This is a genomic window from Lysinibacillus sp. ACHW1.5, from assembly GCF_022014815.1.
In the GTDB taxonomy this organism is placed as follows: domain Bacteria; phylum Bacillota; class Bacilli; order Bacillales_A; family Planococcaceae; genus Lysinibacillus; species Lysinibacillus capsici.
In genome coordinates this window covers 2,913,124-2,925,064 of record NZ_CP091777.1, presented here as the reverse complement: position 1 = coordinate 2,925,064, position 11,941 = coordinate 2,913,124, and the positions used below count along the sequence as shown (strand labels likewise).

At 37.9% G+C, this 11,941-nt stretch carries 16 protein-coding genes and 1 other annotated feature; of the genes, 13 read left to right on the top strand and 3 right to left on the bottom strand.

Annotated elements, in window-relative coordinates; genetic code table 11:
- The first annotated feature begins 16 nt into the window (after positions 1-16).
- Positions 17-151 carry a hypothetical protein gene (locus tag L6W14_RS23070; protein ID WP_255501590.1) on the top strand — a complete coding sequence of 45 codons (135 nt, stop codon included), beginning with the start codon at positions 17-19 and terminating at the stop codon, positions 149-151.
- A gap of 74 nt (positions 152-225) precedes the next feature.
- On the opposite strand, the gene L6W14_RS14620 is transcribed toward L6W14_RS23070, so the two are convergent.
- Positions 226-417, bottom strand: coding sequence for a hypothetical protein (locus L6W14_RS14620; RefSeq protein ID WP_131520597.1), 192 nt, complete (start codon positions 415-417; stop codon positions 226-228).
- 243 nt (positions 418-660) lie between these two features.
- Between L6W14_RS14620 and L6W14_RS14615 the strand changes: the two genes are divergently transcribed.
- The 9 genes from L6W14_RS14615 (at position 661) to L6W14_RS14575 (ending at position 9,587) form a co-directional block, all read left to right on the top strand.
- Positions 661-1,635 carry a PstS family phosphate ABC transporter substrate-binding protein gene (locus tag L6W14_RS14615; protein ID WP_131520598.1) on the top strand — a complete coding sequence of 325 codons (975 nt, stop codon included), beginning with the start codon at positions 661-663 and terminating at the stop codon, positions 1,633-1,635.
- 64 nt (positions 1,636-1,699) lie between these two features.
- Positions 1,700-2,647 carry a phosphate ABC transporter permease subunit PstC gene (gene pstC / locus L6W14_RS14610; protein WP_004231004.1) on the top strand — a complete coding sequence of 316 codons (948 nt, stop codon included), beginning with the start codon at positions 1,700-1,702 and terminating at the stop codon, positions 2,645-2,647.
- A gap of 1 nt (position 2,648) precedes the next feature.
- Complete coding sequence (gene pstA / locus L6W14_RS14605; protein WP_048392246.1) at positions 2,649-3,527, top strand: phosphate ABC transporter permease PstA; 879 nt, start codon at positions 2,649-2,651, stop codon at positions 3,525-3,527.
- A gap of 12 nt (positions 3,528-3,539) precedes the next feature.
- Positions 3,540-4,373 (top strand): phosphate ABC transporter ATP-binding protein PstB, encoded by an 834-nt coding sequence (gene pstB / locus L6W14_RS14600; RefSeq protein WP_131520599.1) that lies wholly within the window; start codon positions 3,540-3,542, stop codon positions 4,371-4,373.
- Positions 4,374-4,386: 13 nt separating this feature from the next.
- The gene (phoU, locus tag L6W14_RS14595) at positions 4,387-5,046 is read left to right on the top strand and encodes a phosphate signaling complex protein PhoU (protein ID WP_048392248.1); all 660 of its coding nucleotides are present in this window, start codon (positions 4,387-4,389) and stop codon (positions 5,044-5,046) included.
- Between the two features lie 177 nt (positions 5,047-5,223).
- The gene (locus tag L6W14_RS14590) at positions 5,224-6,096 is read left to right on the top strand and encodes a vWA domain-containing protein (RefSeq protein ID WP_237898261.1); all 873 of its coding nucleotides are present in this window, start codon (positions 5,224-5,226) and stop codon (positions 6,094-6,096) included.
- A gap of 77 nt (positions 6,097-6,173) precedes the next feature.
- On the top strand, positions 6,174-7,244 hold the full coding sequence (locus tag L6W14_RS14585; protein WP_131520601.1) for a mechanosensitive ion channel family protein: 1,071 nt from the start codon (positions 6,174-6,176) through the stop codon (positions 7,242-7,244).
- 39 nt (positions 7,245-7,283) lie between these two features.
- Positions 7,284-7,494, top strand: a binding site (T-box leader).
- Between the two features lie 138 nt (positions 7,495-7,632).
- Positions 7,633-9,018, top strand: coding sequence for an anthranilate synthase component I (gene trpE / locus L6W14_RS14580; protein WP_237898260.1), 1,386 nt, complete (start codon positions 7,633-7,635; stop codon positions 9,016-9,018).
- Positions 9,015-9,587 carry an anthranilate synthase component II gene (locus L6W14_RS14575; RefSeq protein WP_131520603.1) on the top strand — a complete coding sequence of 191 codons (573 nt, stop codon included), beginning with the start codon at positions 9,015-9,017 and terminating at the stop codon, positions 9,585-9,587. The genes trpE and L6W14_RS14575 overlap by 4 nt, the downstream gene beginning before the upstream one ends.
- Before the next feature lie 46 nt (positions 9,588-9,633).
- Here L6W14_RS14575 and L6W14_RS14570 read toward each other — a convergent pair whose 3' ends face one another.
- Positions 9,634-10,116 (bottom strand): hypothetical protein, encoded by a 483-nt coding sequence (locus L6W14_RS14570; protein ID WP_131520651.1) that lies wholly within the window; start codon positions 10,114-10,116, stop codon positions 9,634-9,636.
- A 3-nt stretch (positions 10,117-10,119) separates the two neighbouring features.
- Entirely contained in the window at positions 10,120-10,572 is a 453-nt protein-coding gene (locus L6W14_RS14565; RefSeq protein ID WP_237900987.1) for a hypothetical protein, read from the bottom strand.
- A 150-nt stretch (positions 10,573-10,722) separates the two neighbouring features.
- On the opposite strand from L6W14_RS14565, the gene rpmG reads away from it, so the two are divergent.
- The 3 genes from rpmG to L6W14_RS14550 all read left to right on the top strand — a co-directional run bounded on the left by rpmG (position 10,723) and on the right by L6W14_RS14550 (position 11,780).
- A complete protein-coding gene (gene rpmG / locus L6W14_RS14560) occupies positions 10,723-10,872 on the top strand; it encodes a 50S ribosomal protein L33 (RefSeq protein ID WP_008408521.1) in 150 nt (49 codons plus the stop codon).
- A 112-nt stretch (positions 10,873-10,984) separates the two neighbouring features.
- Positions 10,985-11,578: a 5-formyltetrahydrofolate cyclo-ligase gene (locus tag L6W14_RS14555; protein ID WP_131520605.1), complete on the top strand. Its 594-nt coding sequence runs from the start codon at positions 10,985-10,987 to the stop codon at positions 11,576-11,578.
- Positions 11,571-11,780, top strand: a complete 210-nt coding sequence (locus L6W14_RS14550) for a YqgQ family protein (protein ID WP_004231021.1) — start codon at positions 11,571-11,573, stop codon at positions 11,778-11,780. The genes L6W14_RS14555 and L6W14_RS14550 overlap by 8 nt, the downstream gene beginning before the upstream one ends.
- Positions 11,781-11,941 lie beyond the last annotated feature (161 nt).

Here is an 11,941-nt window from a genome sequence, read left to right as displayed (position 1 = left end):
TTAAGATACGAGTTGGGTGATTGCTATTCATGATAAACAGGCAGGAATGGAAAATACATCAGCACTTATTCAAAAATCCACTATAGCGATAGCTGACATTGTGCGCAATTCAGAGGCACTTGTCAAAAGTGCTGATGAACTCAATCAGTAGCGAAATCTCAACTGAACTAAGTAGTGAAAGGGGCGTTTGCATAGCAAAACGCCCCTTTCGGATATTTAGTGCCTTTATGCGGATAATTGCTGAATGGCTAATTCAAATTGCTCTCTTGGTTTTACCCCATAAAGTTCTATATTGTTATAGAAATAAGAAGCTAGCATAAAATCAATCGCCTCTTGAAGTGTATAGTCCCGATGTTCCATTACTAATGATAAATATGTTTTAAAATAATCGGCATTTTGTACTTTTGCATGTTTCATGACAAAGGTCAAACTCTCCTTATCATTAAATTAAATATTTCCTGACACAATTGCTTATTATAACACCTTTCCTATAGGAAGCAAGTTTCCTCTATTGTAAATTCATCTTTACAAACGTTTACAAAGCATTACATTCCTTTACATCTCTTTTACGAACCGTTTATACGACTTCAACAATCAGTCATTATAGTAAAGATTGTAAGACAAATAACTATAAAACAGTTCATGACGGAGGCAAATGAGATGAAAAAGTGGAAGTACTTAACGATGACAGCGGTAATGGGTTCTGCATTAATGCTAGGTGCATGTGGTAGCGATTCTGCACAAAACGGAAACAATACAGAAACGAACGCACCAGCAAGCTCAGGACAAGAAGCTGCTGATGAAAAGCTACAAGGGTCTGTAGCTGGAGATGGCTCATCAACAGTAGCACCAATCATTGAGGCAGTTGTTGAAGAGTATGCAGGTACACAACCAGATGTCAAAGTATCAGTGGGGGTTTCTGGTACTGGTGGTGGTTTTGAAAAATTCATCGCAGGTGAAACAGACTTTTCAAATGCATCTCGTAATATAAAAGATGAAGAGAAAGCGAAATTAGAAGAAGCGGGCATTGATTTTACAGAGCTAGCTTTAGCATATGACGGTTTATCAGTAGTCGTGAACCCAGAAAATGATTGGGCGAAGGATTTAACGGTAGAACAACTACAAAAAATTTGGGTTGAAGATGGGACAGAGAAAAAGTGGTCTGATATTGATCCATCTTGGCCAGATGAAAAAATCGTTTACTATTCACCAGGTACTGATTCAGGCACATACGACTACTTTGATGAAGTGATTTTAGATGGAGCAGATCTAGTAAGCTCAGCAACATTATCAGAGGATGATAATATGCTAGTGCAAGGTGTAGCTGGTGATAAAAATGCGATCGGCTTCTTCGGTTATGCGTACTACCTTGAAAATAAAGATAAATTAAACATTGTCAAAGTAAATGGCGTAGAGCCAACAAATGAAACAATTGAAGGTGGCGAATATACACCACTTTCACGTCCATTATTCACATACGTAAAAAATAGTGCGATGAAGGACAATGAAGCAGCTTACGACTTCATTAAATTTACACTTGAAAACGCAGGCGATATGGCTGAAGCAGTAGGCTATGTTCGTTTACCTGAAGAAAAATATACTGAAGGCTTAAAAACTTTAGAAGGCTTAAAATAAGAAGACATGCATAGAGGGAAAGAGATGTGTGCTCTTTCCCTCACTTATTTGAAAGGAGCTCCCAATGGTTTCTCAAAAGGAAGATAAGACATCATCTGTGCAGCAATTAATTGCAAATTCGCGCAACCAAAAAACAAAGAAAATAGTGGAAAAAGCCATGCCAGCTCTATTATTTTCTGCAGCTATTATTTCGATATTAACAACATTTGGCATTGTTTTCACCCTTATTTTTGAAACGTTTGAATTCTTTAAACGTGTGTCGATTACGGATTTCCTTTTCGGTACTAAATGGTTACCGTTTTCAGGTAACGAACCGTTATTTGGGATTCTGCCATTAATCGCTGGTACATTAAAAGTGACACTTATTGCAGTTGTAGTAGCTGTACCATTTGGAATTGCTTCAGCTATCTATTTAAGTGAATATGCAAGTGAGAAAACACGACGAACAGTGAAACCTATTTTAGAGGTATTAGCAGGTGTGCCAACAATTGTTTATGGCTTCTTCGCTTTAACATTTGTCACTCCAGTTTTACAAGAAATTGTACCTGGACTAAAACTTTTTAATGCATTAAGTCCTGGTATTGTTGTAGGGATTATGATTTTACCAATGATTACATCTCTTTCAGAAGATGCCATGTCCTCTGTACCAAATAGTATGCGTGAAGGAGCCTTAGCTCTAGGTGCGACGAAATTTGAAGTAGCAATCAAAGTAGTATTACCCGCTGCGCTTTCAGGGATTATCGCTTCTGTTGTGTTAGCTATTTCCCGGGCAATTGGAGAAACAATGATTGTATCGCTTGCAGGTGGTTCAACACCGAAATTTGACCTTAATGTAACAGACTCTATTCAAACAATGACTGCATACATTGTACAGGTTTCAACTGGTGATGCGGGTTATGGTACAACCATTTATTACTCAATTTATTCAGTAGGATTCACACTATTTATCTTTACTCTAGTAATGAATTTACTTGCTCACTATATTTCGAAACGCTTCAGGGAGGTTTACTAGCATGCGCTATATGGATGACACGGTCGTCATGAAACGAATGACAAAGCGTATTACAGCAAATAAAGTTTGGAAAACGCTCTTTTTCTTAGCTACTACGTTTGCACTTGTTGCTTTAGCTATTTTACTGTACCGCATTGTGACACAGGGGATTGATTACTTAAATATCGATTTCTTGACGAATTTTGCCTCACGATTTGCGGATAAGGCAGGTATCAAAGCTGCTTTAATCGGTTCGCTTTGGTTAATGGCAGTTGTAGCACCAGTATCAATTATTTTAGGAGTTGGTACTGCGATTTATTTAGAGGAGTATGCCAAGAAAAATAAAATCAATGACTTTATTCGCATGAATATATCGAATCTAGCAGGTGTTCCTTCCATTGTTTTTGGATTACTTGGATTAACTATTTTTGTACGTATGATGGGTCTAGGAAAAAGTATTTTAGCTGCTGGCTTTACAATGAGTTTGTTAATTTTACCTGTTATCATTGTAGCGGCTCAAGAGGCTATTCGTGCAGTGCCAAACGAACAACGTGAAGCTTCATATGGCATGGGTGCAACGAAATGGCAAACGATTTTGCGTGTTGTATTGCCAGCTGCCATCCCAGGTATTTTAACAGGAAGTATTTTAGCCTTATCTCGTGCCATTGGAGAAACAGCTCCACTAGTTGTAATTGGAATTCCAGTTATCCTGCAGTTTTTACCGAATGGCTTGCTGAGTCAATTTACAGCATTACCAATGCAAATCTATGATTGGGCAAAACGACCACAAGAAGCCTTTCAGTATGTAGCAGCAGCAGGTATTTTAGTGCTTATGACAGTGCTGCTATTAATGAATTCGATCGCCATCTATATCCGAAATAAATTCCAAAAACGTTATTAATGAGGTGACCTTATGGTAGTAGATTTTAAAGAGGAAAAAACAATTGTCAAACGGAATCAGGCAACGACTAAGTCTGTAGCAGATGTGGCGAAAAATATTGTCTATGATACACGCGATTTAAACTTATGGTATGGTGATCATCATGGTTTAAAAGATGTTAATTTAAGCATCTATGAAAATGAAGTAACGGCTATTATTGGACCATCTGGCTGTGGGAAATCTACGTATCTAAAAACATTAAACCGCATGGTTGAACTTGTACCAATCGTACGTACATCAGGAGAAATTTTATATCGTGAGCGAAATATTTTAGATAAAAACTATACGGTAGAGGAATTAAGAACACGTGTAGGTATGGTATTCCAAAAGCCAAACCCGTTTCCAAAATCTATTTATGATAACATTGCCTATGGACCAAGAATTCATGGCATTAAAAATAAAAAAATTCTCGATGAAATTGTGGAGAAATCATTAAGAGGGGCAGCCATTTGGGACGAGGTAAAAGACCGTTTGAATCAAAATGCCTACGGATTATCAGGTGGTCAGCAACAACGTATTTGTATTGCACGTTGCTTAGCGATTGAGCCTGATGTCATCTTAATGGATGAGCCAACATCTGCCTTGGACCCGATTTCTACGTTGAAAGTGGAAGAGCTGGTCCAAGAACTGAAAAAGGATTATTCCATTGTCATCGTGACACATAATATGCAGCAAGCGGCACGTATTTCTGATCGTACAGCATTCTTCCTAAGTGGAGAGGTTGTCGAATACGATAAAACGGATGTTATTTTCCAAACACCAGCAGATCAACGTACAGAAGACTATATTTCGGGACGTTTCGGCTAAGGAGGAGCAATGAATGATCGTACGTGAACGTTTTGAACAAGAGTTAAAAGAGGTACAGGGGCAATTTCTTGCCATTGCCAATAGCAGTATCCTTGCATTAAAAACAGCTTTTGAAGCATTGGTAGAGCAGGATTTAGAAAAGTCTTTGAAAATTTTGGAGGACGATTTAATCATTAATCGCCTTGAAGAAGAAATTAATGACCATGTGATCCTAATGATTGCCAAGCAACAACCAGTAGCAACAGATTTACGCCGTCTCATGGTTCTCGTAAAGGCAGCTTCAGATATGGAAAGAGTAGGGGACTATGCGGTTAATATAGCTAAAGAAGCAATTCGAATTGGTAAGGAGCCAATGATATTCCCAATAACAAATCTCCAAACCATGTGCAATAAAACAGTAGAAATGCTAGAGAGCATCATGAAGGCCTTTACTGAGGAAGATACGGTACGCGCTAAAGAGATTGCAGAGTTAGATGATTACGTGGACGATTTATACGGGGCAACGATCACCCTTTTACTCCGTGCTGGGGTAGAAAACCCCTCCCATATTTCACAGATTACGCACCTAACATTTATTTGCCGCTATTTAGAGCGTTCTGCTGATCATGCTACAAATATTGCTGAACATCTATTTTACTTAGTAAAAGGCAAACATTATGAATTAAATAATTAAGAAAGAAGAGCTGCGTTTTAGCTCTTTTTTTCATTTGCAGAAAAAAATCTCCTGAAGCAGCAACATTGTCTTTGGCTGTAGCGTCTTTATAGCAAGCGTTTTTGTATTGTCAAAAATTTTTTTTGGTTATACTATAGACATTATCCAAAAAATGTGGTGCTTAGGAGGTGCTGCTATATGAAAGATGCAATTGAATCCCTCATCAAGCAATTTGACAAGCAGTTGACAATAGAACAACTTGACTATTTACGTTTTCTCTATGAAAACCTACATATAGAGGAGTTAAGTGAAGGGGAACAACATTATTTTATCGATTATTTTTTCAAGAGTGAGCCATTACGAAATATGGCAGCATTTGCTCTGGAATTGACGGATATCATGCATGAAATCCAAGAGAATATTCCTGCTATTGAGAAGGCAGAACGCTTAGCAAATGGCAAAGAGCAACGCCAGTATTATGAACGAAAATGGTTAGAGCTTAGACGTCAAAAGCTGAAGCAACAGACAACGAAAAGCGGCAATATTTACTATGTACCCTTTCATGATTATCAACAAGACCCTGGCCCGATGATTATTTGTTTAGAACAAACGACAGGAATGGCCGCTTATTCTGAGATTTGTAAAAGTATGATTTTAGCGTTATTTATGAGTGCACATCGAGAAGGCCGTGATTTATACATTGTACCGTATGATCGGCAAATTCATGTCCACTACCGCTTTGAAAATGGTCATTTAAATTTAGCTGATTTTAAAAGTTTTATCGAATATAAGGCAAAGGGAGAGGCAGCCATTTTACCTGTTTTACAATTTGTGAAAGCATTGCTACAGGAAAATCAATTAGGTACAGAAGCAGATGTCATTATTTTTACAGAAGGAGCACCTATTGATGGGCAGCATCTCGTTGGCAAGCAAGCAAAAATGATGCTAAAGGAAATGAAGCAAAAATATCATGCTGAATTTTCGGTAATTGCCATGCATGAACATAACTTTAATAAACAGCAATTTTGGTTTGCTAGTAGGGCTTTTTTTGCAGATGATGCCATACAATAACAAGAACGGGGCTAACCATTACTGAAGGTCGGCTCCTTTTTGCTGGCGATACATAGGTAGTTATAAAGGAGAAATACATGGATTCATTACATTGGTTATTACCTAAATTTACAGTCCCAACCTGGCTAGATGGCTTAATTGCTGTCATTATTTGTTTAGTAGGGTGGCTTATTCAACGATTCATCATCAAAAAAATTATTCATCGTGTTGTGCTATTTTTAAAAGATCGTCAGCGCAATTTCCAAGCAAATGTACTGGCTCAATTTAGTAAAGCAATTGGCTATGCCTTTATGACGACGGTCATTGTGCTAAGCTTATCTTATTTAATAAAAGTCCCTTTATTTACACATCCATCAACAAAGAATTTTGTATTGTCTATTATGGTGTTTCTTGCTTTTAAAGGGATTTATGATGTTTTGAATTTTTATACGAAACAACCATTTGAATTAACGAGCGAAGAGGATCAGAATGTTTTATTACCGTTTTTTCTACGAATCGGTAAAGTACTTATCATGATTTTTGCTATGTTTACGATTGCTTCCTTTTGGGATTTTAATCTGAATGGCTTTTTAACTGGAATCGGCTTAACGGGTGTGGCGATTGCCTTTGGGATTCGCGATACACTAGCGCATGTATTTGGTGGCATGTCCGTAGCTTTAGATAATCCATTCCAAATAGGAGATTGGATTGCGACAGAGGATCAAAAAATTGAAGGAACGATTGAGGATATCAATTTAAGAAGTACGTTAATTCAAACAGGCGATAAAGGACTTGTGTATGTGCCGAACTCCTATTTAGTGAATCGTCCTCTTTATAATTTATCTAAACGAGAAAAACGGAAGTGTGAGCAATTTTTATATATCGCTGCTGATAATGATGAGGAAGACATACGTAGCGCTTTAACGGCCATTCATAAGGAAATTTATTTACATGCTAAAACAGAGAAAGACATGATTCATGTATTTATAGATGAATTTCATCATGATTCGTATCGCGTGCTTGTTCGATTCTTTGTTGCCACAAATGATACTGCTGTTATGCTGGAAGTGCGGCAGGATATTTTATTTGCGATTCGTCAAATAATGGAGGAGCTATCGATTACATTAGCTAGCCATCCTGAAGAAGAAAGTCTGCGAAATAAAAAATAAATTGAATTGTAAGATAGTTTGCTTTACAATATTACCAAGAAATCAGCTTTGATGAAGAGTAGTAGCTAGTACAATTTGTTATAGAGAGCTAGTGGTTGGTGAAAACTAGTACAAATGTTTAGTGAATGGACTTTGGAGCTCTAATCCTGAAAAAAGTACGGATTAGCGGATGCCTACGTTACAGGGCTTAGAGAGGGTTTTCCTATCAGGAGACCAATGAAGGTGGCACCACGGCTTTTCCGTCCTTTTGTGATGGAAAGGCCTTTTTATATTTTTTTCTTTAGACGGCAAATGTTTTAGCTGAATGAAGAGAAAGCCTTTAGCAGATTTCTGCTGCTAAAGATAGATGAGGTGTAGATGAGAAGAGCTTAGAGAAGGAGAGAAGAGTATGACAGTTGAGCTTAGAAAGTATGCTATGAAAGTATTACAGGGGGATATGATGACCCCGATCTCTGTGTATCAATCACTGAAAGGGCAGCATAAAATGTTGTTCGAATCCTCAGCGAAACATGAGGAAAGTGGGCGATATTCCTTTATCGCCATCAATCCAGTGGCTGAACTAAAAGGAAACAATGAAGAATTCGTGTTTTCAAAAGGAGCAGAAAATGACAAGGCTAGGGGCAATGTGCTTGATCGATTAAAAGAACTAATACCCTTTCATGAAGAAAGCTATCCTTTTGCTTTCTTTGGAGGAGCGATAGGTGTCTTTGGCTATGAAACAGCATTTTACACAGAAAAAATAGGGGACTATTTACAGGATGATTTAGCTATGCCTGATGTTCATGTTTTTTTCTATGATACATTTATTGTTTTTGATCATCTAACACAGGAAATTACACTAGCTTCGATTGATCTATTTCAGGATGGGCGTTCATTAGAGGAGATGGAAGCTGCTATTACAACGATGGAGCAACAGCTTTGTGCAGGTACGACCTTTGAGGCATTAAAGGTGGATGAGCTACAGTTTAAGCCTATGATTTCAAAGGAACGATTTGTTGCTTTGGTGGAACGTGCTAAGCAGCATATTTTGAGAGGTGATATTTTCCAAATTGTGTTATCGCAACGTTTTTCTGCGCCGTTTACAGGTTCGCCATTTTCGCTCTATCGTCAATTGCGCACGTCTAACCCGTCACCCTATATGTTTTATATGGATTATGGTGACTATGTTATTTTAGGAACATCTCCTGAAAGTCTTGTAAAGGTAAAAAATCGAAAAGTGACAACCAACCCAATAGCAGGTACAAAGCCGCGTGGCATGACAATAGAACAGGATGAAGCAATCGCAAATGCGCTATTAGAGGATAGCAAGGAAATAGCTGAACACCGTATGTTAGTGGATTTAGGTCGCAATGATCTTGGTCGTATTGCAAAAGTCGGTTCCGTCAAGCTAACTAAATATATGAAAATAGAGCGCTATAAATATGTGATGCATATGGTATCTGAGGTGATTGCCGAATTGCGAGATGACCTCCATGTTCTGGATGTACTTCGTGCTTGTTTACCTGCTGGCACAGTGTCAGGGGCGCCAAAAATTCGGGCCATGCAACTGATTAATGAATTAGAACCAGTAAAGCGTGGGGTATATGCGGGAGCAGTAGGCTACATTTCGACAACTGGTGATATGGACTTGGCCCTCGCGATTCGCACGATGCTCATTAAGGATCAAAAGGCACATGTACAGGCAGGAGCAGGTATTGTTTATGATTCGATTCCATTGTCAGAATATGAAGAAACACTGAATAAGGCACGTGCCCTATTGGAGGTAAAAAAATGATTTTAATAATAGATAACTACGATTCTTTTACCTATAATTTATTTCAACAAATCAGTATGCTTGGAAAAAGCGTCAAGGTTGTACGAAATGATGCCATTACTATAGAAGAAATTCAAAAACTATCGCCAGAAGCCATCATTTTATCACCAGGGCCAGGAACGCCAAATGAAGCAGGGATAACGATAGAGGTCATCAAGGAACTCTATCAAAAATTCCCTATTTTAGGTATTTGTCTTGGGCACCAATCGATAGGGCTGGCTTTTGGCGCAAATATTGTGCAGGCCAAAAACATTATGCACGGAAAGCTGTCCCCATTACAATACGAGCAAACGGGTTTATTTGCCAAATTAGATGGAGATATCGAGGTTATGCGCTATCATTCACTTATTATTGAAGAACAAACTTTACACATGGATTTTAAGATACTCGCAACAGCGGGGGATGACGGAGAGATTATGGCCATCCAACATAAAGAATATCCTCTTTATGGGCTGCAGTTTCATCCCGAATCAATTGGCACAAAAGAAGGCAGTATGATGATGCAAGCCTTTCTAGAAAGTTTAGCGTAATAAAAAAGCTGTCGCCTCATATCTGAATGGGCGACAGCTTTTTATGTTATTGTTTCTTGCCTGTAATTAAATTAGCTATTTCTTCTAAAGTCATGGAAGAATTGACCTCATAGGAGCCGATTTGTAAGCTTCTAGCATATTTAGGGTTAGCGAGTAGTAACTCCATTTCAACACTATTGGTAATAATGCCACCGTCTTCAAGTTTTTGTGCCACACTATACGGTGTGATACCACTATAGATTTGCAGAGACATCGTTGTAACATCTGTATCCGCTTCTTCATCAGCTTGTTCAGATGCATCTGTTGTCGAAGTTTTTTCAGTCGTATGTACTTGCTTTAATTGATCCTTTAACGAGGCAATTTCTTGATTGGCCTTACTTAATTTGTTTTGTAGTTCTTTTACCTGTTGTTGATTGGAAAATTCCTTGGTAGGAAGACCAATATTTACATCGAAGTGGTTTGCGAGTGCAAGCAATGCCCCAACAAGAAAAATGGCTATACCAAATGCGCGAATGGCAGACATATTCATCAATCAACGCCCCCCGTTTGCAATCACTTGCCGAACTTGCTCTTCTGTTAAATTTGAGCGAATACTAATATCTGCTATAGAAAGACCCTGTTTATTTAATTCAAGTACCTGACTAATAATAATTTGATGAATCGGTTTTGCTTGTGCTGTTGTTTGTCCAACTTTTGCCCCCTGTGCAGCCTGTTGAACAGCCTGCATGACTTGATGCACTTTAGAATCTTGGCCTTTTGGAGGGATACTTGATTTTGATTTCACTTGGAACTCAGGCTCTAGTAAAAGTTCTTCCTCCACAATCTTTAGACGACGCTTTAAATTATTCGTTTCTTGGAAGATGGAGATAGATAATTCTTCGACATCTTGTTCGATTTTTTTCGAGCTATTTTTGAAAAAGAACGAAACGATGATCAGAAAAATGCCGATACTCATTAATACGATGGATAAATCCAATAGCTTCACCTCAATGTAGTATGTAATTATAAGATATTTTACCATATGCAAACTTAATATGAAATGAAGGTAGATTTTTTTTCAGTTTATGTTATAATAGGTTAGTCGTATAAATCATGCTCAAATTTAAATTCTTGATATAGAGTGGGAGGGTTAATGATGCGCGTAAATATTACTTTAGCTTGCACAGATTGCGGCGAACGTAACTACATTTCTAAAAAGAACAAGCGTAACAATCCAGAGCGTCTTGAACTTAAAAAATATTGCTCTCGCGAGAAGAAATACACTCTTCACCGTGAAACTAAGTAATCGCTCATTAAGCCAAAACCACAAGTGGTTTTGGCTTTCTACATTTTATCACATCATTCAATGTAACAATTCCAGGAGGATATGAAGTTTTACGATATAGGAGGTAGCCTAGATGGATAAAACAACTTTACGAAACACGGTACGCCAAGCTCTTGCAACTATGACGGATGAGGACTATCATCGTCAATCATTAGCTGTTTTAAAAAAGGTGCTACAGGAACCATATATAATAGAAGCAAATACAATTGGCATGACCATTTCAAATAAGCCAGAAGTCGACACAATTCTTATAATTGAGGAATTATGGAAACTAGGTAAAAAGGTCGCAGTTCCTAAATGTCACCCGAAAACAAGAGAAATGTCGTTTTTTGCCATTGAATCATTTGCACAGCTTGAAACTGTATATATGCATTTGCGTGAGCCCATTCCAGCAAAAAGTGAGTTTGTTGACGCAAATGAGATGGATATCATTGTTGTACCAGGCGTTGTTTTTGATCCATACGGTTATCGAATCGGCTATGGCGGTGGTTATTATGACCGCTATGTATTAAACTATAAGAAGGGTAAGCTGATGTCGCTGCTCTTTGATGAGCAAATCATTGATTGTGTTCCTACTGAAGCACATGATTGCCCAGTAGATATCATTGTGACGCCCACAAAACGTATTGACTGTGTTGCACAACGAGGAGCGAACGAAAATGGATAAAATGCTAGATATTTATGAACTCTTGAAAACATATGGTACCTATATTTATACACGTGATCCTATTGGCGATTTAATGCTGATGGAGGATGAAATACGTGAGCTCTATAAAGCGAATGTACTAGACATAAAAGATTATCAGATGGCCCTACTGCTTATTCGACAAGAAACAACAAGACTTCGTATGGAAGAGCATAAAAAGTAATGTTTGAAATATAATGTAATTGGGTATTGTAAAATTAATGTAACATGTATGTAATATTCTTAAAAACAGTGGGTTTCCGCTGTTTTTATGTTTTTATGAAACTTTTTACAATGCAAAACGTATATATAGATATCTGGTGCATAGAAAGAGCAGGGTGAAAA

Bases quoted from the DNA above. Each gene is read 5' to 3' on its own strand.
- pstB (WP_131520599.1), top strand. From the start codon at position 3,540: ATGGTAGTAGATTTTAAAGAGGAAAAAACAATTGTCAAACGGAATCAG.
- rpmG (WP_008408521.1), top strand. From the start codon at position 10,723: ATGCGCGTAAATATTACTTTAGCTTGCACAGATTGCGGCGAACGTAAC.
- L6W14_RS14550 (WP_004231021.1), top strand. From the start codon at position 11,571: ATGGATAAAATGCTAGATATTTATGAACTCTTGAAAACATATGGTACC.
- phoU (WP_048392248.1), top strand. From the start codon at position 4,387: ATGATCGTACGTGAACGTTTTGAACAAGAGTTAAAAGAGGTACAGGGG.
- L6W14_RS14620 (WP_131520597.1), bottom strand. From the start codon at position 417: ATGAAACATGCAAAAGTACAAAATGCCGATTATTTTAAAACATATTTA.
- L6W14_RS14575 (WP_131520603.1), top strand. From the start codon at position 9,015: ATGATTTTAATAATAGATAACTACGATTCTTTTACCTATAATTTATTT.
- L6W14_RS14555 (WP_131520605.1), top strand. From the start codon at position 10,985: ATGGATAAAACAACTTTACGAAACACGGTACGCCAAGCTCTTGCAACT.
- pstA (WP_048392246.1), top strand. From the start codon at position 2,649: ATGCGCTATATGGATGACACGGTCGTCATGAAACGAATGACAAAGCGT.
- pstC (WP_004231004.1), top strand. From the start codon at position 1,700: ATGGTTTCTCAAAAGGAAGATAAGACATCATCTGTGCAGCAATTAATT.
- L6W14_RS14590 (WP_237898261.1), top strand. From the start codon at position 5,224: ATGAAAGATGCAATTGAATCCCTCATCAAGCAATTTGACAAGCAGTTG.
- L6W14_RS14615 (WP_131520598.1), top strand. From the start codon at position 661: ATGAAAAAGTGGAAGTACTTAACGATGACAGCGGTAATGGGTTCTGCA.
- L6W14_RS14570 (WP_131520651.1), bottom strand. From the start codon at position 10,116: ATGAATATGTCTGCCATTCGCGCATTTGGTATAGCCATTTTTCTTGTT.
- L6W14_RS14585 (WP_131520601.1), top strand. From the start codon at position 6,174: ATGGATTCATTACATTGGTTATTACCTAAATTTACAGTCCCAACCTGG.
- trpE (WP_237898260.1), top strand. From the start codon at position 7,633: ATGACAGTTGAGCTTAGAAAGTATGCTATGAAAGTATTACAGGGGGAT.